The following is a 24966-nucleotide window of genomic DNA, read 5'->3' as shown; positions in this document are numbered from 1 at the left end:
CCTGGCTTTAATCAAAACGAAAAAAGCCTCCTGATTTATCAGGAGGCTTTTCGAAAGTGGTCGGTCGTTAAAAGTAGGATTCGAGCCTTTAATTGTAACCAACAAAAAGCACCTCGATTTCTCGAAGGGCTTTCTAGTAAAGCCGTCGGCCAGCGGTTCATAAAAAGAGAGGATTCGAACCGGGCTTAAATCAAAACGAAAAAAGCCTCTTGATTTCTCAAGAGGCTTTTCGAAAGTGGTCGGTGATAGAGGATTCGAACCTCTGACCCTCTGGTCCCAAACCAGATGCGCTACCGGGCTGCGCTAATCACCGTAAACTTTTTTAAGATGGTCGGTATCTTGTAAAAAGCAGGATTCGAACCTCTGACTCTCTGGTCCGCTCTTGCTTCAAATCAGGATGCGCTATCGGGCTGCGCTCTTATTTTACTAAGAATCCGAAAATCTTTTGTCTAACTAAATATCGAGTAAACTCGTTATCTTTTAAATGTGGTCGGTGATAGAGGATTCGAACCTCTGACCCTCTGGTCCCAAACCAGATGCGCTACCGGGCTGCGCTAATCACCGAGTCTAAATTAGATATTTAAAGAGGGTCACCCTCTGCTCCGCTTCTTATCACAAGCCTGATACTCTACCGGGCTGCGCTAATCACCGAACTTTTAAAACTATTCTAACAACACGAGGAAAAATGGGGTGACTGATGGGGCTCGAACCCACGACAACCGGAATCACAATCCGGGGCTCTACCAACTGAGCTACAATCACCACTGCTATTTCCTACTAACAAAACATCCGTTTCCTATCTGGTGCACCCAGAAGGATTCGAACCCTCGGCCTCACCCTCCGGAGGGGTGCGCTCTATCCAGCTGAGCTATGGGTGCCTTGCCTTGTTAGCGACGCATATAATATGGATAAAACACCCCCCCGTCTACACTTGATTTGCATTTTTCATCTGCTTGCTCAAGATTTGAGTCGTTTGTACGGTTTTATAGCACGATCGGACAAAAATAAAGCTTTGGATATAAACATTTTTCATGTTATTTATAAAGATTAGTTAAAATCATGATCAAAATAAAAATAGCGCTTGGCGGAAATGCATGTTTAGGGAAGAAACATTGCAGTCGACAGAAACTGTGAGATTGCACAAAAGGATTGCACGCTTAAAAGTATTGGCTCTTAAATACAAGCGCGCTGAGATCACTCAAAACGCTCTGTTGGATATTTCCAACTTAGCTGCCAGTGTCAGCACACCTGAAGAGTTTTACTCATCTTTGCATCAATCCCTCAAAAAGCTCATTGCTGCTGATAATTTCTTCATCGCGACACTAAATCCTGTTACGGGAAGAATTGAAATTCCCTTTTTTGCAGATGAAAAAGATCGACACCCACAAGATTGTTACCCCGACGAAGATCTATCCGAGATGCTTTATAGCGGTTTAACGGGTTATGTGCTTAAAACCGAACAAGCACTGGTTTGCAATAACGACACTTACCAACAGCTCGTCAACTCTAACGCTATTATCCCCAGAGGCAGCAACTGTCATCTGTGGGTAGGGGTTCCAATTAGGAGCGCAGAGTGCACCACTGGGGTGCTTGTGGTGCAAAGCTATGACTCCAACATCCACTATGGCGATATAGAAGTAGAACTGATGAATTTCATTAGTCATCATATCTCTGCTGTCGTTGAACGTTTGCAATATCAAGAGCAACTTGAGCTCGCTATCGAAACTCGCACCAAAGAGCTCAGCATTGCTTACAACAAGTTGAAACTTGAAGTCTATGAAAGACGAAGAGCCGAGCGATTGCAGCAGTCTTTGTTTGAGATTGCCGACCTCGCAACATCCAATATTGATAGCCTAGAGTTTTACGAAGAGCTTCATCGGGTCATTAGTCACCTTATCCCAATCAATAATTGCTTTATCTCGTTGCTTAACGAAGAACGAAACACTTTAAGTTTCCCCTACTTTGTTTCACAGTTTGATCTACCTTCTCCTAAGCCTAGAGCCGTTAGTGACGGGTTAACTGAGTATATTTTATTAAACCATAAACCTAGATTATTAGAGCGCAGTGACATTGATGCATTAATTCAATCAGGAGAGCTCTATTGTGAAGCCCCTGAACTCAATGACACCCAAGAGATAAACCAGTGGATAGGCTTACCATTATTGATCCACGGAAAAGTCAGTGGTTCGCTCACCATTTACAGTTACAGCTATAGCCAAAACTACCAAGAAAAAGACTTAGAGCTGCTTACCTTTGTCTCGCAGCATATCGCCACAGCGATAGAGAAAAAACTTTCGTCAGAGTCATTGCAACTCAGTTACGAGCAATTAGAAGAGAAGGTACATGAGCGCACTCAAGCACTTGCTTGTGTAAATGAGGATCTTGAACAAGAGATCCATCAGCGTAAACGCATTGAACGACAACTGGTACATGACGCCAAACACGATAACCTCACAGGGTTACCTAATCGCGCCATGTTTATGGAGCGTTTATCGCAAACAATTAAACATGTTCGACGCCACACTCTCGACAAGTTTGCAGTGCTGTTTATCGACATGGATAGGTTTAAGCTGTTAAACGACACTTTAGGTCATCTAGAGGGCGACCGTTTTCTAATTGAAACAGCCAAACGCCTGCACTTCTGCATTCGCAGTAACGACATGCTAGCCCGTTTAGGCGGTGATGAGTTTGTTATCTTATTGGATTCCGTTGGCAACCAGAAAGATGCTGAAGATGTCGCTGAGCGTGTATTAGTTGAGTTGTCCCACCCCTTTACCCTTTCAAACCAACAAGTCAACTCCAGTGCCAGTATCGGAGTCGCCATGAGCGGCTCAAGCAATTCAGACACGAGTGAGTCGGTGCTGCGCAACGCTGATAACGCAATGTACCAAGCGAAATCAAAAGGTAAAGGTTGCTACGTGATCTTTGATCACGGTAACAATAAGCAACAAGTCCAAGAACTTGAGCTAGAAAACGAACTCAAGATGGCACTTAAAAAAGGCGAGCTACAACTTAGCTACTTACCTATAATGGAACTCGACACTGAGCGGGTCATTGCATTTGAACCAAGATTATTTTGGCATCATCCAACACTAGGCAAAGTGAAGCAATTGCAGCTCAATAACATCGCTGAGCACTGCAATTTGCTTATAGAGTTGGATAATTACCTGCTAGCAGGCATTAATGAGGGGTTTCAAACATTAGAACAGCAATTTGGCGTCGACTTCCATTTGCAGGTTTCAATATCAAGCCAGCATTTAAATCACAAGCATGCACTGAGATCATTAAAGAATAAGATTAAGCAATGCGGCTTTGATCTGAGCAAACTAACACTCTTTTTCAATGAGAAATCCTTCGTACAAAATACCAATAACCACATTAACGCTTTTGAAATACTCAGCAGTCTCAACGTGCAGTTAGGGATAGAAGCTTACGGCAGCGCTCATAGCGCTATAAGCAGCTTAACCTTTTTACCTATTCAGTCATTAAAGCTAGATCCAAGCTACGCAACTCACCTCGAAAGTGAACAGTACCTCAAGCTTATAAAAGCCTATTACTGCGCCGCTCGTGCGCTAGAGCTTGAAATATTCGCGGTGGGAATTTGCAGTAAAGCACACTGCCAAGTGTTATCAGAGATAGGCTTTAAGAAAGGCCAAGGTATTGCGCTGGGTAAAGTATTTGAACTTAATAGCGCAAAAAACCAAGTGTGCGCTTAACGCAGCAGAATGCGGATCTGCTGCGCGGTAAAATATAAAACATTTACTTCTTAAACATATCTCTCAGGTTAGCAATATTGCTCTTACCTTTTTGCTGTAGTTGTTCTGCACTTTGCACTGGCTTACGATTTTCCCAGATCAAGTCATCTTGTGGTAACTCCATCAAAAAACGACTGGGTTCACAACGTATCGTTTCACCAAACTGTCGGCGCTCACGACAGATCACAAACCACAGCTCTCTTTGTGCTCGCGTGATCCCTACGTAGGCTAAGCGACGTTCTTCATCGACATTACCTTCATCAATACTGCTTTGATGAGGCAAAATGCGTTCTTCTGCGCCGACCATAAATACGAATGGGAACTCCAAGCCTTTTGATGCATGTAAGGTCATCAACTGCACTTGGTCTCCACCTTCATCTTCGCTATTACGCTCCATCATGTCGCGTAACGTTAAGCGAGCCACCACCTCCTGCAGTGTCATCCCCTCATCAAGATCGTCACCTTCAAGCATTTCAGTAACCCATCGGTACAGCTCCGAAATGTTTTTCATGCGCATCTCGGCAGCTTTAGCGCTGGTACTGGTTTCGTAGAGGTAGTCTTCGTAATTGATCTTTCTGATCAACTGCTTTACCGCTTCAACGGGCTCGCCGCGCAAAGCGACCTCTCCCGTTTCAACCACAAAACGGCCAAATTGGTACAAAGAAGCCATCGCCGCTGGAGGCAGTTCATGGTTCAGATCGGCCTCAAAAATGGCGGCAAACATTGAGATCTGTTTTTTGTTAGAGAAGTTACCTAAACGCTCTAATGTGGCAGGGCCAATACCTCGTTTAGGCAGGTTAACAATCCGTAAAAAGGCATTATCGTCATCAGGATTCACCACCAAGCGCAGGTAAGCCATGATGTCTTTAATCTCAGCTCGACCAAAAAAGGATGTCCCGCCGCTAAGCTTATAAGGGATACGGTTGGTCATTAGTGCCCGCTCGAGTAAACGAGACTGATGGTTACCACGGTACAAAATAGCGTAGGCACCATACTGGGTGCGCCCAACAAACTTATGTCGGATAATCTCCGCCACAACCCGTTCGGCTTCTTGCTCCTCATTTGCCGCAATTAATACCCGAATAGGCTCACCATAAGCGAGTTCGCTAAACAGGGCTTTTTCATAAATATGCGGGTTATTGGCGATCAGTATGTTTGCGGCACGTAAAATACGCTGACTAGAGCGGTAATTTTGCTCCAGTTTTATCAATTTTAATTTAGGGAAATCTTTGCCAAGCAACACCAGATTCTGCGGTTTAGCCCCGCGCCACGAGTAGATTGACTGATCGTCGTCACCCACCACGGTAAAACGAGCCCGCTCACCCACGAGCAACTTCACCATCTCGTATTGACTAGTGTTAGTGTCTTGATACTCATCCACCAGCATATATTTAAACCGAGTCTGCCAGCGCGTCCTCACCTCTTCATTTTGTCTAAGCAATAAAGTAGGCAACAGAATTAAATCATCGAAATCGAGCGCGTTATACGCTTTCATGTGCTGAGCATAGCGATGGTAAAGCACCGCAAATAACTGTTGCTGCTCATCCTTAGCAATTTTGGTGGCTTGCTCTGGAATAACCAAATCCCCTTTCCAATTGGAAATAGTGGTCGCCAGCGAACGTAATAGATCTTTATCTTCATCTAACTCGTCTTGCGTCAGCTCTTTCAGCAAAGATAAAGTGTCTTGATCATCAAACAGTGAGAATCCAGGCTTTAACCCAACCACTTTATGCTCACGCTTGATGATCTCTAACCCTAGAGTATGAAACGTCGAAATCCATAGACCACGAGCTTCTTTACGCCCCATAGACTTAGAGACACGCTCTTTCATCTCGCGCGCAGCCTTATTGGTAAAGGTCACAGCGGCAATATTGCGGGCCTTATAGCCACACTTGTCGACCAGATAACCAATCTTGTTAATAATCACTCTGGTTTTGCCACTACCTGCACCAGCAAGCACTAAACAAGGGCCACTGACATAGTGGACGGCTTCATTTTGTCCGGGATTGAGCTTCATCTGTACTTAACAACCAAGGTATATGAAAGGGGGTACTAGAAAACGAATGATAGCAGAAAGCTAAGGGCTGTAGATCTTCCGAGCTTAGTTTTTGTTTGACTCTTTACCGTAAAAAATAATGATTTTAGTACACAGCTTCAGCGATGATGCTTAGCGGGCTAAACGAAAAGCTCGTAACGCATTCTAGTCAGAAAAGAATAGAAGCATTGAAACGAACCCTAAGGGCCGCGCTTATAGCTGACGATACTCGTCACTATTTTACAGACTATAGTTAATAGAACATTATCTGCCTTTTGTAGTTCAATTTTGTAAAGAGTCTTCCGCACGCTTTATATTTCTTGCCAATTCTCGGTGTGATCACTAGACTAGTGAATGAACGTTCATTCATACCCTGGTAACAACTATGCCAAACAAACGTGACTTAATTTTAAGAGCGACAGAGAAGATTATCGCTTCTAGTGGTATTCAAGGCCTGTCAATGCAACAAGTGGCTAATGAAGCGGGTGTCGCGGCGGGCACAATCTATCGCTACTTTAAAGACAAAAACGAATTGATCTTAGAGCTTAGGAAGAACGTCCTAGCGCATGTTGCAGCCTTTATATTAGAAGACCACCAGCTAGGTACATTAGAGCAAAGGTTTAAACGTATATGGTTAAAAATGCATAGTTTTGGTAAACAGCGCACTCCAACAAATTTAAGCTATGAGCAGTATGCTCATCTACCTGAAATCAATAATGAAGAGATCCGCAATATCGAAATCACCCTGTTTGCACCACTAAAGCAACTTTTTGATGAGGGCAAAGCCGCTGGCATTATGCAGCCTTTGCACCCACGCGCCTTATATGCGCTCTCTATGGAACCTGCCATGGCCATCGCTCGAACAACTCGTCGTGGACAGATCCAGTATGAACCCCATGAAATCGAACTTGCTTGCGATCTATGCTGGAAAACGATTCTAATCCCCATTAAACCCACTCATTAAAGGAGCTATCAGGACATGAAAAAATGGACCCTGGTAATGTTAATTATCGCCGTACTCGCATTTGGTTCTGTCATTGGATTTAACCTGTTTGTAAAAGGTAAAATTGCCGATGCTATTGCTAATATGCCCGAGCCAGTCGCTCCAGTGACCGCTATCACTGTTGCATCAAACACTTGGCAGTCGACCATTAATGCCATTGGCTTTGTGGAGCCCAATCAAGGGGTCACTATCGCCAATGAACTTGCAGGTGTAGTGTCAGCAATTAAATTTGAAAACGGTAGCCGTGTTGAAACAGGCCAAATGCTGATTGAGCTCGATTCTAAAGTAGAGAAAGCCAACCTTAAGAGTAAGCAAGTACAGCTGCCTGCCGCGAGAGAAGACTTTAAGCGACTCACCAAATTGTACCAACAGAACTCAGTGTCTAAACAAGACCTTGATAACAGTGAATCAAAATACTTGGCACTTGTGGCTGATAGCGAAGGCTTAAGCGCCACCATTGGCCGCCGTGAAATCAGCGCTCCCTTTGGAGGCTTGGTGGGTATTCGTAACGTCAATTTAGGTGAGTACCTACAAACAGGCACTAAAATTGTGCGTCTTGAAGATATCAGCACCATGAAAATTCGTTTCACCATTCCACAAACGCAGTTACCGCATATCGCGACAGGACAAGCTGTGCATGTTTATGTTGACGCTTATCCGACCGAACCCTTTGAAGGCATAATATCGGCAATTGAACCCGCTGTTTTTTACCAAAGTGGTTTGATTCAAGTACAGGCACAAATTCCCAATACCGATTCAAAATTGCGTAGCGGAATGTTTGCTAAAGTCGACATCCTGTTGCCTGAACTCGTTGAGCAAATCGTGCTACCACAAACGGCCATCAGCTTTACCCTTTACGGCAACTCAGTTTATGTCATTGAAGACAAAGTCGAAGACGGCGAGCAAGTTAAACGCGTTAAACAGATCAACGTGAATGTCGTTGAACGTGGCATTCATAATGCGTTAGTGACAGGCGAGATAAAGCCTGGCGATATGATCGTCACCTCAGGCCAAGTTCGCTTGAGTAACAATAGCAAAATCAGTGTGAGTGAGGATAAAGCATTAACGCCTCCCGCCACATTGCCACAGCTATAAGCGGAGGTCAGAGTCATGCGCTTTACTGATATATTTATCCGCAGACCTGTGTTGGCTGCGTCAATTAGCTTTCTAATCCTATTACTTGGCTTTTATTCGCTAAACAGTATGCAGGTTCGAGAGTACCCTGAAATGACCAATACCGTGGTCACTGTCACCACCAGTTATTACGGTGCCGATTCAAACTTGATACAAGGCTTTATTACCCAGCCGCTTGAGCAAGCTTTAGCTCAAGCTGACAACGTTGATTTCATGACCTCAGACAGTTTTCTGGGTAGCTCAAAAATCACCGTTTACATGAAACTCAACACCGACCCCAATGGGGCATTGGCAGACATTCTCGCTAAAGTTAACTCAGTACGGTCGCAGCTTCCTAAAGAAGCAGAAGACCCAACGGTTGACATGTCTACCGGCTCGCAGACATCGGTGTTATACATCTCATTTTACAGTGAGCAAATTAACTCTAGCCAAATTACCGACTATCTTGAGCGCGTGGTAAAGCCAGAATTATTCACCATTGATGGTGTCGCCAAAGTCAACCTTTATGGCGGTATTAAGTACGCCATGCGCATTTGGTTAGATCCAGCACGTATGGGGGCTTTTAGCCTATCGTCGACCGACGTAATGAACGTACTACAAGCTAACAACTATCAATCTGCAGTGGGTCAGGCAAACAATACTTTCACCCTGTTTAATGGCACCGCAGACACCCAAGTCGCCACCGTTTCCGAGTTAGAAAAACTGGTGGTCGGCAGTCAGGACGGCCTGGTTATTCGTCTTGGTGATATTGCCGATGTCAGCTTAGAAAAAAGCCATGACGTTTACCGCGCACTCGCCGATGGGCAAGAAGCGGTTGTTATTGGCTTAGACGTCACCCCAACAGCTAACCCACTGATTGTGGCTGCTGATGCGCGTGCGATGATGCCAGATATCACCCGTAACCTGCCGGTATCAATGAAGGCGCGTATCCTTTATGACTCGTCACTGGCGATTGATGAATCGATCAATGAAGTGATCAAGACGATTGGCGAAGCGGCACTGATTGTGATTGTGGTTATCACCCTCTTCTTGGGCTCATTCAGGGCGGTCATTATTCCAATAGTCACCATCCCGTTGTCACTGATTGGTGTTGCCGTCGTCATGCTGATGTTTGGCTTTACACTCAACCTAATGACACTGCTGGCGATGGTGCTGGCGATTGGCTTAGTGGTGGATGACGCCATCGTGGTCGTTGAGAATGTCGACCGGCATATCAAACTTGGCGAAACCCCCTTTAGAGCAGCGATAATAGGTACCCGTGAAATAGCAGCCCCTGTTATCTCAATGACCATTACGTTAGCCGCAGTGTATGCACCAATTGCGTTAATGGGCGGAATAACTGGCTCTCTGTTTAAAGAGTTTGCACTCACCCTTGCTGGTGCGGTATTTATCTCCGGTATTGTGGCACTCACGTTATCGCCAATGATGTGCTCTAAGATCCTCAAAGCCCACTCTGAGCCGAATAGGTTCGAGCGTGGCGTTGAGCGTTTTCTTAATGGCCTCACCAACCGCTACAGCCGCATGTTAAGTGCAGTGCTTAATCACCGTCCGGTAATCGTCGCATTTGCCATAATTGTGTTTGCGTCTTTACCAGTGATGTTTAGCTTTATTCCCTCAGAGCTGGCTCCTAACGAAGACAAAAGCGTTGTGATGATGATGGGCACAGCACCTTCAAGTGCTAACTTGGATTATATTCAGTCCAATATGTCGATAGTCACAGACATGATCACTGCCCATCCAGAAGCGGCTGCATCACTTGCCTTTGTGGGTGTGCCAAATGCGAACCAAGCATTTGGTATCGCACCGCTGGTGCCTTGGAGTGAGCGAGATAAAAGCCAGAAAGAGATGCAAAAAATACTCGGGAAAGAAGTTAAAACGGTTCCTGGTATGGCGGTTACGACCTTCCAAATGCCTGAGCTTCCTGGTGCCTCTGGTGGCTTGCCAATACAATTTGTGATCACCAGTTCAGCATCGTTTGAGAGTCTGTTTCAAATTGGTAGTGGCGTACTTGAAAAAGTGCAGCAAAGCCCACTGTTTGTTTACTCAGAAATTAACCTTAAGTTTGATTCAGGCACCATGAAAATCCACATCAAACGTGATTTAGCCGGTGCTTATGGCATCACCATGCAAGATATTGGTATTACGCTAACCACAATGATGAGTGATGGTTATGTTAACCGTATCAACCTCGACGGGCGCTCATATGAGGTTATCCCTCAAGTTGACCGAAAATATCGTGCTAACCCTGAATCACTTGCAGGTTATTACGTCACCGCGGCCGACGGGCGCTCTATTCCGTTATCCAGCTTGGTCGACATTGAGATGATCTCAGAGCCGCGATCATTACCGCACTTCAACCAAATGAATGCGGTAACGGTTGGCGGCGTAGCCACCCCAGGTGTTGCTATTGGTGATGCGATTGCCTTCCTGCAAAACATTGGTGATAACGATTTACCTAAAGGTTATAGCTACGACTTCCTTGGCGAAGCCCGTCAATACGTCACCGAAGGTTCAGCGCTATATGCGACATTTGCTTTAGCACTGGCGATTATCTTTTTGGTTCTCGCTAGCCAGTTCGAAAGCCTGAGAGACCCGCTAGTGATCTTGGTTTCTGTGCCATTAGCCATCAGTGGCGCGTTAATCGCACTTGGCTGGACCCACGTTATGGGGCTATCTTCGATGAATATCTACACCCAGGTCGGGCTCATAACCTTAGTTGGCCTTATTACCAAACACGGTATTTTAATGTGTGAAGTCGCCAAAGAGGAGCAACTGCATAACGGCTTAAGTAGAGTAGATGCTATTAAGCACGCAGCCACCATTAGATTGCGTCCGATCTTAATGACCACAGCAGCAATGATAGCGGGACTCATACCATTGCTCTTTGCTGTAGGTGCAGGAGCAGTTGCCCGTTTCAATATTGGACTGGTTATTGTCTCTGGCCTTGCCATCGGGACTATTTTCACCCTGTTTGTATTGCCCGTTATCTATACCTATTTGGCAGAAAAGCACCAGCCTTTGCCAGTATTTGATGAAGAGCTACAACCGGAGTCGTAATCCATAACCGACAGCATAAGGGCCCACGACGAGATATGGTTGTGGGCCTTTTTTTTATCTGTTGCCGAAGTGCCTCTACACGGCACTCAGCAAATGGTGAATCTTTTGGCAATCGCCATCTCCTAAGGTACAATCACTGCCATACTGAACAGGCACCCTAGCGGATATTAAAGATGATCAATCCAAAGAAAATCGAAGAAGTTGCCAAGCAACTTAGCGAAAGTCTACCCAGTGGACTAAAGCAGTTTGCCGGCGAATTTGAAGAACGCAGTAAGCAAGTTTTGCAAAACCAGCTACAGAAGTTAGATGTTGTTTCGCGTGAAGAGTTTGAAGTACAGCAGCATGTATTAATCAAAACCCGTGAAAAACTAGAAGCACTGCAAGCTCAAGTGGATGCACTAGAAGCTAAGCTGAACGCTGAAGACTAATCTCAATATTATTTGACCCAAAAAAGCACCCTTTAAGCGGGTGCTTTTTTATATTATGGCTATCCTGTTCTCAAATAAGCATATTTTAGTTTGGCTTGCGCTGTGCAAATAGAATTAGACACCCCGCCAGTAACACTAAGTCTTTAACAATAAACTGGCCACTCCCAGTCAAAACGGGAAAACCTAAGCTGATTTCCACAGCTGGCAGCGTAATAATAAAAGTCTGTGTCGCAGCAAACGTTAACGCCGCCATCCCAAGCCCAAAAACATAAGTCTTATCAGACCAACGCCCTAACAGCATCCCCGTCACCGCGAGTAACTCGACCACACCAATGAAGTAAGATCCATGCAGCACGCTAAAGAGTGAGTAGATCCAGCTAAACAGCGGACTCGTGCTCATTAGCCCTTCAATACCATCCGCTTCAATTTGGGTAAACTTCATCGCTCCGATCCAAACCATCACCAATAGAATGCCAGCAAGCACCAGTTTCACCGCCACTTTGTTAACTATTGTATGGTTGGCATAATATGAGGCCAGATATAACGAAACGGCTGAAATCCCCAAATACTTAATCAGTCCCTGCCCTGCGCCAATCGCTGGAAATCCCCCTAACGCGTCAATCCAAACGGGATGAGTCACTAGCATGAATAACGGCACTGTCGCTAATGCAGCATAAACATAGAGCATGATCTGGCTCCAACGCTGAGTTGGCATCATAAGCGCAACAACGACAACTAATTGCAATATACCTAAAACAGCGGCTAACCAAGGCATGGTGGGGAGATTGATTTCAAGCAGTTGCTTAGTGAAGTACAGACTATCGGCCGCGGTAAAGCGAGTTATGGCAGTGAGCAACAAAAAGCTGCCTAACAAGTAACGGGATATTGTTACGCTGCTTGCAACTGACAATGATTTGAATGAAGTTAGCATGTAGGGCTCTCAATCTTTTTCAGTAGTTAATTCCAGCAATAGACCCGCGCTGGTGCAAAAGCCTTTCACACATTTTGATATCAGTTAAACAAGTTTAATTTACACTTCATGTAATTGAACTAGCATAGCCTGCCGTTAATCATTAATCTGCCATGCCATATAACTCCAGCCCACTCCAGTTTCACAGAGTGCTTCTGGGTAACAGACAACAGCTACCATCTTGCTCACTGAGGCCCATATTGAACCCTTTACATCGTGACGCTAAAACCAGTTCCAAACTCCTACTCATAGGCTGGGCGATGTTGATCCTTATCCCTGCGAGCCTTTATATTTTTTCAGTCACCATGTTCCCGCGCATTGAGCTCGATACTCACTTTGCACAATTACTGTATTGGATCACCAGCACTGGCACTGCACCCTATGGCATCGCCACGGGTATTGTCATTCTTATCGCTTGTTATCGCAGTCTTGCTAAGCCTCAGTTTTTACAGCTAGTACTCGCCGTTTCCATCAGCATGGCTGCCACCCTAAGCCTTAATCATTTTTTAAAACCCTTTTTTGCCGAAGCAAGACCTTATGCTGCGCTACTCGCTCAAGAATCACTGCTCAATACCGATGACTTTTATCAACACAACAAAAAAAACAAACGAGCGATGATTAGCACTGCCGTTGAACAACTGGAAGTCGCTCGCACCGATATTAACTTAAGCTCTGCCATTAAAGGACATTGGCAGCACGAGGTTGGTTATTCTTTCCCCTCGGGTCACACATTATTTGCCGTCACCTTGGCGCTAGTGGTTAGTTTCTACCTGTTATTAGCAGGGCAAACTCTATTGCCAACAGCACTCGTTAGTTGGGCGATTGCAATGGGCTTTAGCCGCATGTGGCTCGGCATGCATTGGCCACAAGATGTTCTCGCCTCAACCGTCATTGGCGGTATTATCGCTTTAAGCAGCATTGCAGTGATACAAACACTGTTGATAAGAGTGAATAGGGTGCAGAAACTATCAGCAAACGAATAGGGGGTAAGCTCCAACACCTTGAACTTAAATAGAATAAGGGTATGCTGCCTAAGACGTTATCTGACTTTTAAGAGAAACCCCAATGGCTGACATTCAATTAGACAAAATTGATCTGCATATCCTCAAACTGGTGCAGCAACATGGAAAGTTGTCTAACCAAGAACTTGCTGAGAAAGTCGGTCTATCTCCTTCGCCTTGTTCTCGCAGAGTCAAAGCGTTAGAAGAAGCGGGTTATATTGCAGGCTATGCCACCTTGCTTAGCCCTGCACATTTTGACTTAGCGCTGACCGCTTATATTCATGTGCGACTCGAAAAGCATTCAAGTGAGACTTTAGAGGGATTTGAAGCCAAAGTTGCCTCTTATGACGAAGTACAAGAGTGCTGTTTACTGACGGGTAGTGATGCCGATTACCAATTAAAAGTATTGGTTAAAGACATGTCCGCTTTTAAAGTTTTTCTGCTCGATAAACTCACCACCAATGAAAAGATTGCCGGTGTACACTCAAGCTTTGTACTTAAACAGGTCAAAAACCAAACACAGATCCCGCTCCCTCAGTCTGCTGACTAAATTAGCGCAAACCAGCCTCCAGTCTTGCCTATTGCGACTATAATCTGTGGATTCGGTCGCACTTTTCTAATAAACCAATAAATGATTAAATTGCGCCACAAGGGCGGTAAACGCTCATCAACGCAAAATAAAATCGTCAATTTGTGAGTTTTAAGGCTTTAATCTTGGTTTTATGCAAAATTAAGATTAACTCTACTTGTATTACCGACATTAACGCCTATTGATTGCGTTGACCTACGTATTTAAAACTCTATCATGCGCGCTCTTTCATTGGTTCGAGATCATTTATGAGCACTGTAAAACAGGGGCATTTCAGCTCTAGAATTGGCTTTATCATGGCCGCTGCAGGCAGCGCTGTTGGCGTGGGTAATATTTGGGGTTTTCCTACGCAGGCAGCAACTCATGGTGGTGGCGCATTTTTACTGGTATATCTCATTTTGATCTTGCTGCTTGGTTACCCGATGTTACTTGCGGAGCTGATGATTGGTCGCCACGGTCAAACCAACCCGGCAGACGCCATGGCAAAAATCGCCAACAATCCTATGGCTAAAAAGATAGGTAAAACTATCGGTTTTATCTCCATTATTACCGCCACCCTCATCTGTACTTTTTACAGCATATTGTCAGGTTGGTTTGTGAGTTTCGCCCTCGCGCCAGTGGCACAAATGGCCAATCAGCCACAGGTATCGGCTTGGTTAATGGACTTTTCGCTTTCCCGCAATCTGGTGTTTACGCTGGTCTTTATCGCCATGGTCATTTTGGTTATTCGCCAAGGCGTGCAGCAAGGGATCGAGCGCTGGTCAAAACGATTAATGCCAATGTTATTGATTATTTTAGTCGCCGGGGTGGCTTACATATTAACGCAACCGGGTGCAATGCAAGGGCTTGAAGTATTACTCGTACCTGATTTTAGCCGAATATTTGAAGCCGACGTACTGGTTGGAGCCCTTGGACAAACCTTCTTCTCGCTCACCATAGGTACCGGTGCAATGATGGTTTACGGAGCCTATTTAAACCAAAATGAGGATCTCGGCAAGCTAACCGCTTATGTCACGTTAACCGACACCAGTGTTGCATTTTTAGCGGCATTAATGGTGATCCCAGCCATGTACGTTGCACAGCACAACGGCGTACAGATATTCGCAGAAGATGGCAGTTTGCTCAATTCAGACACCTTAGTGTTTACCGTATTACCCGCGCTATTTGATACATTAGGCGGTGTAAGTCAGTATCTACTCGCCATTATTTTCTTCATGTTGATGACCATTGCAGGCCTCACCTCTGCTATCTCTATTGTTGAGGTTCCCACCAGCTACATAGTAGAGAAAACATCACTAGGCCGCGATAAAGCAACGCTATTGGTTGGTGCCCTTATCGCTGTGTTATCTATGGTGGTGGTGTTTAACTTCAACACCCTATTTGGATTGATGATCACTTTAACCACCGAGCGAGCTCAGCCGTTAATCGCCTTAGGCATCGCCATCTTCTTGGGTTGGGTTTGGAGCCGTAACAAGTTGATTAGCACCATTGCAGCGCAAGATGGAGTAAAAGCTGACAGCCTGTTTTGGAAGCTATGGCCAGTGTATGTCAAGTTCGTTTGCCCGCTGTTGATTATCGTCATTATCATGCAGTTGTTTACTAAATAGCACTTGTTAAGCCAACCATGACTAAGCCGTCTTTCACTCAGTGACTTATTACTCGAAAGCGATGCAGAGTTAGCATGAAAAATCCCCACTTAGGTGGGGATTTCTATTAAGCTTTACTACCACTAACTTAACCATGTCACTGCAACAATATTTTATATCGCTATTTTTATGCTATTTTTATGCTATTTTCATTTTACAGCTATTAAAGCAGCGATTAATTTAGTGAAAAAACTATTTTTATTTTTATTTTTATTAATTAGCTTTTAAGAACAAGTTTATCCCGGCCGTCTGACTCGATAACCAATAGAATAAATAATATCTTCTCCACTACACTTACTATTTTCAAAATAGCTTTTTTCTGCACAATGACCATCTCCAGTCTCCAAGCAAAACTGAAATTGAGTACTGGTTTTAATCGGCTCTTGTATAATACCTTTCGATAATTCAGACCACTTCCATTGTTTTATACTTAATTTTGCTTGTTTAGCAAAGTACTTACTATTGGATGCGATTACTTTTATATCTCTAATTTCGTAATCTGGAGTGATGACATACTCTATTGAAGCGCAGCCCTCTTTTCCTTCTCTAGCAGTTTCAATGGGGTATTGAGGAGAAAAACGTTCTAGGCTTTCCCATTTTGTTGAGACCAATTCAGCTTCAATTAACTGTACATGTTGATACTGCTCTGTGGGTGCCGTCTTACAACCGGCTAAAACAAGTATCCCTACTATTCCTGAAATATATCGATTCATGCCAAACTCCTTTTGTATTCCTAACCGCTTATTCAATAGCAGCATGATAACGTCCTTGGCTGCTAGATTGACGTATCAAAATATCACTGTTAAGTAATTGTTGCAAAATAAATTTATCACGATAACCGTAAATAAAAATATCTTTACGAAGTCTATTAGTCAGTACGCAACAACTCTTCAGCTGCCATTAAACACTCATCTCCATCTAGGAGTCCGAATTAACAAACCTTATCTTCCCCGTTGGACATGTTCGCTTTCAGGTGATTTCACCGCGGTGCTGAGGGATTAATTATTATAAAATCAAGGCGGGGACAAGAACTTTAGTAAAGCGCAACATTACATCCTAACAATTATGGCTCCAATGGCCTACGCATGTGCAGATATAACTGAGCCTTACTGCAAGTCAATCTAACCTCCATCAATGAAGATAAAGGAAGAAGCTACAATCTCGACCCACTTTTCAGCAGTGGGGGTGAGTTACAAATTAAAACCTATGTAACCATAAGCAACCCAATTAGTTAATACTTTACCCATCCCTTTACATGGTATTAATAATTGAGAACATCATCACAAGACTCAAAAAAACAATAAAGGTGAGTCTGATAAGTTACTAATAATTATTTTTTAATAAACAAGATGTTCTATGGTGCTGCAATGTGGAAACTCAGATAATTTTAGACAAAAATATTATGGAAAATCAGAATCAGCGACAATCAAAAGAAGTAACCTACCCAGATAGTTATAAAATTCTATCTACCACCGATCTTAATGGTTACATCACTCATGTGAACAAGGACTTCTTACAAACATGTGGTTATGAAAAGTCTGAGCTGGTCGGTAAACCTCATAATATTATTAGACATTCTGATATGCCCAAAGCAGCATTTAAAGATCTCTGGCAAACAGTTCAAGGTGGTCGTTCTTGGATGGGGCTGGTCAAAAATAAGTGCAAAGATGGCAGCTATTATTGGGTGAATGCTTTTGTCACGCCGATAAGACATCAGGGAAAAGTCACCGAATACCAATCTGTAAGAACTAAACTAGAGCCATCACTAAAGGCGAGAGCTCAAGCCTGTTACGACGCCATTAATAGTGGTAAAAAAATTAAACCTAAAAATCGTCTCTCTATTGTTCAATCTTTAGGTCTTAGTTGGGCTATCTCATTGTTGATGATCTACTTAGCCACAATATCATCTATACCCGTTAGTCTGGGGTTAGGCGCTGTTGGTCTATTCAGTTTCTTTCTACCATTAAGACGGTTAAACACACGGCTTAATCATCTGATGACCATGAGTAAAAAGGTTCATGACTGCGCGCTAAATCAGGTCATTTATACTGGATATCAAGATGAATTATCCCACATTGAATTAAGCTTAAGAATGCAAAGAGCGGAGAGCCTAGCCATTTTAGGCCGAGTTAAGAACAGCTCTGAAGAGTTACAAGAGAGTATGGTGGAACATGATAAACAGAATAATTCCAATCAAATTCATCTAGTTGAGCAATCATCAAATCTTGAGCAGGTTGTTGTCGCCATTGGGCAGATGAATGAAGCAGTAACCGACATAGCAAAGAGTACCACCAGCTCCGCCGATGAAATTTCAACTTTGGTTGAAAAGATCGAAACCACTCAATCAGCATTGAAGACAAGCCAAACAACCACCTCTGAGATCACTGGGTTGTTGTCGGAGTCACATCAGTCAATTTCAGAGCTCGAATTACAGTGTGTAAAAGTAAAGTCGGTATTGGAAGTGATTGATAGCCTAGCCCAGCAGACAAACCTGCTGGCACTCAATGCGGCAATTGAAGCAGCACGCGCGGGTGAAGCTGGACGGGGTTTTGCGGTAGTTGCCGATGAGGTTAGAAGCTTGGCTAATCACTCTCAAACATCCGCCCATGAGATCCAGTCAATCATCGATACACTAAGCAAGACAACGGCACAAGCTGTCAGTCAAATGGAACAGAGTCACGAGTTGACTGAAAAAAGTGTTGAATCAAATCAGATATTATCTGACAGCTTGCAATCTGTTAGCGATGGTCTGCATCTGATGGAAGCCAACGGCGAACAGATAGCAGTTTGTGCTGAAGAGCAATCAACTGTCATTAATCAAGTTTACGCTAATGCGATGGATCTTAAATCGAGCACGAATATGTTCATAAAAAATTGTGAACATGCAGCAAGCTGCAGCAAAGAGGTTACGGCGCAAAGTGGTAGGCTATTGGAGTTGGTAGTACAGTTTGATCACTAACAAAGAAGAAGTCGGTACTTATTACCACACCTTGATTCAGAGACAAGTATTGAAGCCTTCATCCATATTGAACGGGTGGTTTTTTCTCAACATTGAATAAAAACATCTACCTATAAAAAGGCCAGTCACTAATGTGGCTGGCCTTAATTAAACACTATTGATAAGCGCTACGATGATGACATCGTTAACTCGAAAACCTAAAAAGTTCGCGAGTTACGCCAGCACCTCTTCAAGTGCCTTGATACATAGCGCGACATTTTCACGACGGGCAGCATAGCCCATTAAACCAATGCGCCAAGCTTTGCCTGCCAAAGTGCCAAGCCCAGCCCCTATCTCTAGGTTATAGTTTTCCAATAGCTGCTTGCGTATTTTAGCGTCATCTATTCCTTCAGGAATATAGACCGCATTAAGCTGAGGTAATCGAACCGCTTCAGCAACCACAAACTTAAGGCCTAATCGCTGCAAACCATGGCGCAACACTTGATGCATATCAGCGTGTCTTTGCCACGCTTGCTCCAACCCTTCAAGCGACAACAGACGCAATGACTCATGTAATGCATACAGTGCATTAACAGGTGCCGTATGGTGATAGCTGCGTTTCCCGCCACTTTCACCGGTCCAATAGCCCATTACCAAGGTTTGATCGAGAAACCAACTCTGTACAGGCGTCGTACGGGCTTTCATTTTCTCAACTGCAGCAGGAGAAAATGACACCGGTGACAAACCAGGTACACAGGATAGACACTTTTGGCTACCTGAATAGATAGCATCAATGCCCCATTCATCGACCCGAAGCTCAACGCCACCGAGAGACGTCACCGCATCAACAATCGATAAACAATCATGTTGTTTTGCCAAAGCACATAAAGCTTTAGCGTCAGACAAGGCGCCAGTTGAGGTTTCTGCGTGTACAAAAGCAAGAAACTTAGCATCAGGATTGGCCGCAAGTGCGCTAGCAACGTCATCAACTGAGACCGCTTCGCCCCATTCATTATCAACCATTACCGCAACGCCACCGCAGCGCTCGACGTTTTGGCGCATACGCTCACCAAATACACCATTACGACAAACAATCACTTTTTCACCGCGCTCAAGCAGATTAACAAAACAGGTTTCCATGCCTGCGCTGCCAGGTGCTGACACCGCTAGCGTCATCTCATTGGTAGTTTGAAATGCATATTGGATCAGCGCCTTTAACTCATCCATCATGCCAATGAATAAGGGATCAAGATGACCAATAGTGGGTTTAGCTTGTGCAGCCAAGACTTCTGGATAAACGTCTGAAGGCCCGGGTCCCATCAGCACTCTGCGCGGTGGATTAAACGTTTCAGTATAGGGTGCTATTAACATTATATTTCCTTAGAAACAAAGTACGTTGGTGTGGTTAAGATTGAACTGCCTTGCCTAAACAAAAGCCCTGCGCTGACCGCAGTTATTATTATTATTTTCTTTAAGACCATATTACAAAACGAGACTTAACTCTATAAGTCTGCGAGAGTTTTATAAAAAAAGGACGCTTTCGCGTCCTTTTTTTAAGAAACCACTTCAAAATGCTAAATTCTGCATTTTGAGAAGGTTCAGTTATGGTCATTATCTTCAGTCGAAAATGATAATTTCAACCACAAAATTTTATATAAAAACCACAATCTATGCGCGGTTATCGAGAAATAACCGATACGCTGGACTCTGGGTTTCCTCTTGATAGATGAAACCAAGCTCAATTAAAAACTGCTGAAAAGCAAGATTATCACTCTCTGGCACTTCAAAGCCGGCTAACACTCTGCCATAGGCAGCACCATGGTTACGGTAATGAAATAAGCTGATGTTCCACTTACTTTGCAGTGTGGTCAAAAACTTAAACAGTGCACCTGGGTGCTCTGGGAATTCAAAGCTAAATAAACGCTCTTCGAGCGGCTCAGGAGGATGTCCGCCAACCATATAGCGCACATGCAACTTAGCCGTTTCATCCCGGGAGAGATCCTGTACCCCAAAACCTTCAGATTCGAGGTTAGCGATAATCTCATTAAGCTCGCTTTGCCCTTCGGATATGCGAATACCCGCAAAAACAACCGCCTTATTACGACTACTGAACCGATAGTTAAACTCAGTCATCACCCGCTTATCAAGTAGCTCACAAAAACGCAGGAAGATTCCTGGACGCTCAGGTACCGTTACCGCAAGAATGGCTTCTTTTTGCTCGCCAAGCTCACAGCGCTCCGATACATAACGTAGGCTATGAAAATTGACATTAGCGCCGCTTAATATGGCGCCGAGCTTCTCGCCTTTGCCATTACTACCCACATATTTTTTAAGTCCCGCTAACGACAATGCACCTGAAGGCTCAGCTATCGCACGCGTATCTTCAAAAATATCTTTTACCGCTGCGCAAATTTCATCAGAGGTCACGGTGATAACATCATCAACATACTCGCGCGCTACCCTAAAGGGCTCTGCACCAATTTGCTTCACCGCCACACCATCGGCAAACAAACCCACTTGCGGCAGTATCACTCGCTCACCCGCATCGAGTGCCGCTTTCAAGCAGGCAGAATCTTCAGGTTCAACGCCAATGATCTTCACTTGTGGCCGCACCGCTTTGTAATAAGCAGCAATACCCGCAATTAAGCCACCACCGCCCACAGGAACAAATACTACTTCAAGATCGCGCTGTTGCTGTACCATCTCCTGCGCCACTGTCCCTTGTCCGGCGATAACCGCTTCATCATCAAATGGGGCAACGTAGACGCGCCCTTCTGTTTTAGCCAGATTCTGTGCGTAAGCATTGGCTTGATCGAAAGCCTGCCCATGCAAAAAAACATTGCCACCGAGTCGCCTTACCGCATCAACTTTAATATCGGGGGTGGTTTCAGGCATAACAATAACCGCGCTAATACCACGCGCAGCAGCAGACATTGCCACCCCTTGCGCATGATTACCCGCCGACGCGCATACTACGCCACACTCACACTCTTCTTTTGTGAGCTCCGCAATCTTGTTATAAGCACCACGCAGCTTAAAAGAGTGCACTGGCTGCATATCTTCACGTTTAAGAAATACTTGGCAGCCAAGACGTGCAGAGAGCTTATTTAGGCTAGAAAGCGGCGTCACTTTAGCGACATCATAAACAGAAGATAGTAATATCTTTTGCAAATAATAATGCGCTAAGTCCAATTGTGGTTTTGATGCTACAGCCAACATAAACTACCTCTTAAGCCCATTAAATCGATTAAACCAGTTTACTGGTATCACGCACAGCACCTTTGTCGGCACTGGTCGCTAATAATGCGTACGCCTTTAGCGCCATCGACACTTGTCTTACGCGTCCTATTGGCTTCCACGCATTGGCGCCTAACGCCTCCATCGCTGTGCGACGCGCGGCTAGTTCAACATCACTAATGGCCAGTTTTATTGAACGAGCAGGGATATCAATCTCAATCCTGTCACCGGTATTCACTAAAGCAATCGTGCCACCCGCTGCCGCTTCTGGTGATACATGTCCAATCGATAATCCCGATGTGCCACCAGAGAAACGACCATCGGTGATCAACGCACACTTGTCCCCTAGGCCACGAGATTTAAGGTAACTTGTTGGGTAAAGCATCTCTTGCATACCAGGCCCACCTTTAGGGCCCTCATAACGAATAACTACGACATCACCCGCAACGACTTCGCCGCCTAAGATAGCAGCAACGGCATCATCTTGGCTTTCATAGACGCGTGCGCTACCGATAAATTTGTGATTTTCCACTTCAACACCGGCGGTTTTAACAATACAGCCATCTACCGCGATGTTACCGGATAGAACAGCGAGTCCACCCTCTTGGCTAAAGGCAAATTCACGAGTACGAATACAGCCCTCTTCGCGGTCAATATCAACACTGTCCCAACGGCAACTTTGGCTAAAGGCTTTAGTCGTTGGAATACCTGCAGGACCGGCGGAGAAAAATTTATGTACTGCAGCATCTTTGCTTTGAGCGATATCATATTTTGCCAGTACTTCAGCAAGGTTTTTACCGGCAACATGATAAGCGTCATTGTGCAGTAGACCAGCACGATCGAGTTCACCCAAAATACCCATTACGCCACCGGCGCGATGCACATCTTCCATATGGTATTTCGGTGTAGACGGCGCAACCTTACACAGGTGCGGTACTAGGCGAGATAGTCGGTCGATATCAGCCATGGTGAAATCAACTTCCGCTTCACTTGCCGCGGCAACCAAATGCAATACCGTGTTGCTCGAACCGCCCATGGCGATATCGAGTGTCATGGCATTTTCAAACGCATTAAAGTTAGCAATATTACGTGGCAATGCTGACTCATCGTCATCTCGATAATAACGCGTCGCAAGATCCATAATACGGCGACCCGCTTCTAAGAACAGTTCACGACGATCAGAGTGAGTCGCCAACATTGAACCATTACCCGGCAATGACAAACCTAGCGCTTCGGTTAAGCAGTTCATTGAGTTAGCGGTAAACATGCCAGAACATGAGCCACATGTTGGACAAGCACTTCGCTCAATTTGCTCGCTGTCGGCATCCGACACACGTTCATCGGCGCCCGCCACCATAGCATCAACTAAATCAAGCTTAATAATTTTGTCTGACAGCTTAGTCTTACCCGCTTCCATCGGGCCACCAGAGACGAAAATGACTGGAATATTCAGTCTAAGCGCCGCCATCAACATGCCAGGAGTAATTTTGTCGCAGTTAGAGATACACACTAGCGCGTCGGCGCAGTGTGCATTCACCATATACTCAACGCTGTCGGCAATCAGCTCACGTGATGGCAAGCTGTAAAGCATGCCGCCATGGCCCATTGCGATACCGTCATCAACAGCAATGGTGTTGAACTCTTTAGCAATACCGCCCGCCTCTTCGATTGCGCCAGCCACTAAAGAACCCATATTTTTAAGATGAACGTGACCCGGCACAAACTGAGTAAACGAGTTAGAGATAGCGATAATTGGTTTACCAAAATCGCCATCTTTTACACCCGTGGCGCGCCAAAGTGCACGTGCTCCGGCCATGTTACGACCTTCGGTACTGGTTGCTGAACGTAATTTTGGCATTGCTATAATCCTTATTTAAAGAAGGCTTTAGGTTCTAAAAGACCCACCCTGACCTTCTATTTTAATTCTTTAACCAAAGGCATTTGCCTCAGATTTATATAATTCGTCTTAGCTTTCCCGGCTTTCATCAGCAAAGCGCCCGGACGTTCCGAAATCCGTCAGCGAAGCGTTCACCCGGCTTCTAACCGGCTCTAAGTCTGCTTCTAACCCGCTCTTACCGTCTTTAAATCTGCTTCCAACCCGTTCTTAACCGGCTCTAAGTCTGCTTCCAACCCACTCTTAATCGGCTTCTAACCCGCTCTTACCGTCTTCTAACCGTCTTCTAACCGGCTCTAAGTCAGCTCTCAACCGGCTTTTAATCGTCTCTTAATCTGCTTCTAACCTATTTTTTCAACGGTTCTAACCAACCCCATTTATCTTCAGTTTGACCATTAAACAGACCAAAGAAACTCGCTTGAACTATTTTAGTGATGTCACCGCGCTTACCGTTGCCCACTTCGATGCGATCAACGCTGCGTACTGGAACAATCTCTGCTGCGGTGCCCGTCATAAAAATTTCGTCAGCCAAATAGAGAAATTCGCGAGACATGTTCTCTTCAACGACTTCATAGCCATTATCTCGGGCCAGAGTGATAATGGAATCGCGGGTTAACCCCATCAGAATAGCGGCAGTGGCGGGTGGTGTGTAGATTTTATTCTTCTTCACCACAAAAATATTTGCCCCCGCAGCTTCACTGACCAGACCGTTGGTGTCTAGCGCAATACCTTCATCAAAACCGTTACGCTTAGCTTCGGTAGAAATCAGTAGTGATGACAAATAATTGCCACCCGCTTTGGCGCCAGTAGGGATGGTATTTGGCGCTAAACGATTCCAAGAGGTGATTGCAACATCAACACCGGCATCCATACTGTCTTCACCTAGATAGGCGCCCCAAGGAAAAGCTGCCACTAATACATCGCACTGCGCATCTTTGGGGGGCGTAATGCCCATGCCGACATCACCGTAAAAAGCTAACGGGCGAATATAGGCGCTGGATAAACCGTTATCTAACACCGCATCACGACACGCTTGCATCAACTCATCAAAGCAATAAGGAATAGGCATGCGATAGATTTTTGCTGAATCAAACAAACGCTGTATATGCTCGGTCAATCTAAAGCCCGCTGGCCCTGCGGGGGTATCGTAAATACGAATACCTTCAAACACCGACGTACCGTAATGCAAAGCATGCGACATGACATGCACCTTGGCATCACCCCAAGGCATCATTTCACCATTAAACCAAATTAACTCAGCTGTTTTAGCGGCCATATT

16 protein-coding genes and 4 tRNA genes are annotated in these 24966 nt (G+C 44.8%); 9 read left to right on the top strand and 11 right to left on the bottom strand.

Going from position 1 to position 24966, the window contains the following annotated elements; all coding sequences use genetic code 11:
* Nucleotides 1–236 precede the first annotated feature (236 nt).
* From CXF86_RS08500 to CXF86_RS08485, 4 genes are all read right to left on the bottom strand, one after another.
* Nucleotides 237–313 (bottom strand) — tRNA-Pro (locus CXF86_RS08500).
* A gap of 174 nt (nucleotides 314–487) precedes the next feature.
* A tRNA-Pro gene (locus CXF86_RS08495) sits at nucleotides 488–564 on the bottom strand.
* A 122-nt stretch (nucleotides 565–686) separates the two neighbouring features.
* Nucleotides 687–762: transfer RNA gene (locus CXF86_RS08490), tRNA-His, on the bottom strand.
* Nucleotides 763–801: 39 nt separating this feature from the next.
* Nucleotides 802–878 (bottom strand) — tRNA-Arg (locus CXF86_RS08485).
* A 216-nt stretch (nucleotides 879–1094) separates the two neighbouring features.
* Here CXF86_RS08485 and CXF86_RS08480 point away from each other — a divergent pair.
* Nucleotides 1095–3716 carry a bifunctional diguanylate cyclase/phosphodiesterase gene (locus CXF86_RS08480; protein WP_102038782.1) on the top strand — a complete coding sequence of 874 codons (2622 nt, stop codon included), beginning with the start codon at nucleotides 1095–1097 and terminating at the stop codon, nucleotides 3714–3716.
* A 43-nt stretch (nucleotides 3717–3759) separates the two neighbouring features.
* Here CXF86_RS08480 and rep read toward each other — a convergent pair whose 3' ends face one another.
* Nucleotides 3760–5772 (bottom strand): DNA helicase Rep, encoded by a 2013-nt coding sequence (gene rep, locus CXF86_RS08475; RefSeq protein WP_101089397.1) that lies wholly within the window; start codon nucleotides 5770–5772, stop codon nucleotides 3760–3762.
* A gap of 403 nt (nucleotides 5773–6175) precedes the next feature.
* On the opposite strand from rep, the gene CXF86_RS08470 reads away from it, so the two are divergent.
* The 4 genes from CXF86_RS08470 (at nucleotide 6176) to CXF86_RS08455 (ending at nucleotide 11412) form a co-directional block, all read left to right on the top strand.
* The gene (locus CXF86_RS08470) at nucleotides 6176–6754 is read left to right on the top strand and encodes a TetR/AcrR family transcriptional regulator (protein ID WP_257985318.1); all 579 of its coding nucleotides are present in this window, start codon (nucleotides 6176–6178) and stop codon (nucleotides 6752–6754) included.
* Nucleotides 6755–6769: 15 nt separating this feature from the next.
* Complete coding sequence (locus CXF86_RS08465; protein WP_101089398.1) at nucleotides 6770–7888, top strand: efflux RND transporter periplasmic adaptor subunit; 1119 nt, start codon at nucleotides 6770–6772, stop codon at nucleotides 7886–7888.
* A gap of 15 nt (nucleotides 7889–7903) precedes the next feature.
* Nucleotides 7904–10984, top strand: coding sequence for a multidrug efflux RND transporter permease subunit (locus CXF86_RS08460; RefSeq protein WP_101089399.1), 3081 nt, complete (start codon nucleotides 7904–7906; stop codon nucleotides 10982–10984).
* A 173-nt stretch (nucleotides 10985–11157) separates the two neighbouring features.
* Nucleotides 11158–11412: a ubiquinone biosynthesis accessory factor UbiK gene (locus CXF86_RS08455; RefSeq protein WP_101089400.1), complete on the top strand. Its 255-nt coding sequence runs from the start codon at nucleotides 11158–11160 to the stop codon at nucleotides 11410–11412.
* Nucleotides 11413–11497: 85 nt separating this feature from the next.
* Here the strand turns inward: CXF86_RS08455 and CXF86_RS08450 are convergent, their stop codons facing one another.
* Nucleotides 11498–12343 (bottom strand): DUF417 family protein, encoded by an 846-nt coding sequence (locus tag CXF86_RS08450; protein ID WP_102038781.1) that lies wholly within the window; start codon nucleotides 12341–12343, stop codon nucleotides 11498–11500.
* 239 nt (nucleotides 12344–12582) lie between these two features.
* Between CXF86_RS08450 and CXF86_RS08445 the strand changes: the two genes are divergently transcribed.
* From CXF86_RS08445 to CXF86_RS08435, 3 genes are all read left to right on the top strand, one after another.
* Nucleotides 12583–13365, top strand: a complete 783-nt coding sequence (locus CXF86_RS08445) for a phosphatase PAP2 family protein (RefSeq protein WP_232775173.1) — start codon at nucleotides 12583–12585, stop codon at nucleotides 13363–13365.
* A gap of 82 nt (nucleotides 13366–13447) precedes the next feature.
* The gene (locus CXF86_RS08440; protein ID WP_101089403.1) at nucleotides 13448–13933 is read left to right on the top strand and encodes an Lrp/AsnC family transcriptional regulator; all 486 of its coding nucleotides are present in this window, start codon (nucleotides 13448–13450) and stop codon (nucleotides 13931–13933) included.
* 287 nt (nucleotides 13934–14220) lie between these two features.
* On the top strand, nucleotides 14221–15579 hold the full coding sequence (locus tag CXF86_RS08435; RefSeq protein WP_102038780.1) for a sodium-dependent transporter: 1359 nt from the start codon (nucleotides 14221–14223) through the stop codon (nucleotides 15577–15579).
* A gap of 275 nt (nucleotides 15580–15854) precedes the next feature.
* Here the strand turns inward: CXF86_RS08435 and CXF86_RS08430 are convergent, their stop codons facing one another.
* Entirely contained in the window at nucleotides 15855–16331 is a 477-nt protein-coding gene (locus tag CXF86_RS08430) for an energy transducer TonB (protein WP_180961034.1), read from the bottom strand.
* A 656-nt stretch (nucleotides 16332–16987) separates the two neighbouring features.
* Between CXF86_RS08430 and CXF86_RS08425 the strand changes: the two genes are divergently transcribed.
* Nucleotides 16988–18577, top strand: coding sequence for a methyl-accepting chemotaxis protein (locus tag CXF86_RS08425; RefSeq protein WP_232775174.1), 1590 nt, complete (start codon nucleotides 16988–16990; stop codon nucleotides 18575–18577).
* 213 nt (nucleotides 18578–18790) lie between these two features.
* On the opposite strand, the gene CXF86_RS08420 is transcribed toward CXF86_RS08425, so the two are convergent.
* The 4 genes from CXF86_RS08420 to CXF86_RS08405 all read right to left on the bottom strand — a co-directional run bounded on the left by CXF86_RS08420 (nucleotide 18791) and on the right by CXF86_RS08405 (nucleotide 24963).
* Nucleotides 18791–19927, bottom strand: a complete 1137-nt coding sequence (locus CXF86_RS08420; RefSeq protein ID WP_101089407.1) for a pyridoxal-phosphate-dependent aminotransferase family protein — start codon at nucleotides 19925–19927, stop codon at nucleotides 18791–18793.
* A 297-nt stretch (nucleotides 19928–20224) separates the two neighbouring features.
* Entirely contained in the window at nucleotides 20225–21775 is a 1551-nt protein-coding gene (gene ilvA, locus CXF86_RS08415; protein WP_101089408.1) for a threonine ammonia-lyase, biosynthetic, read from the bottom strand.
* A gap of 28 nt (nucleotides 21776–21803) precedes the next feature.
* Nucleotides 21804–23651: a dihydroxy-acid dehydratase gene (gene ilvD, locus CXF86_RS08410; protein WP_101089409.1), complete on the bottom strand. Its 1848-nt coding sequence runs from the start codon at nucleotides 23649–23651 to the stop codon at nucleotides 21804–21806.
* 382 nt (nucleotides 23652–24033) lie between these two features.
* Complete coding sequence (locus CXF86_RS08405) at nucleotides 24034–24963, bottom strand: branched-chain amino acid transaminase (RefSeq protein ID WP_101089410.1); 930 nt, start codon at nucleotides 24961–24963, stop codon at nucleotides 24034–24036.
* Nucleotides 24964–24966 lie beyond the last annotated feature (3 nt).

Origin of the sequence: Shewanella sp. GutCb (genome assembly GCF_002836135.1) — a bacterium.
Taxonomy (GTDB): Bacteria; Pseudomonadota; Gammaproteobacteria; order Enterobacterales; family Shewanellaceae; genus Shewanella.
Note: the sequence above shows the minus strand (reverse complement) of the source record. Positions and strands in the feature narration are given on the sequence as shown.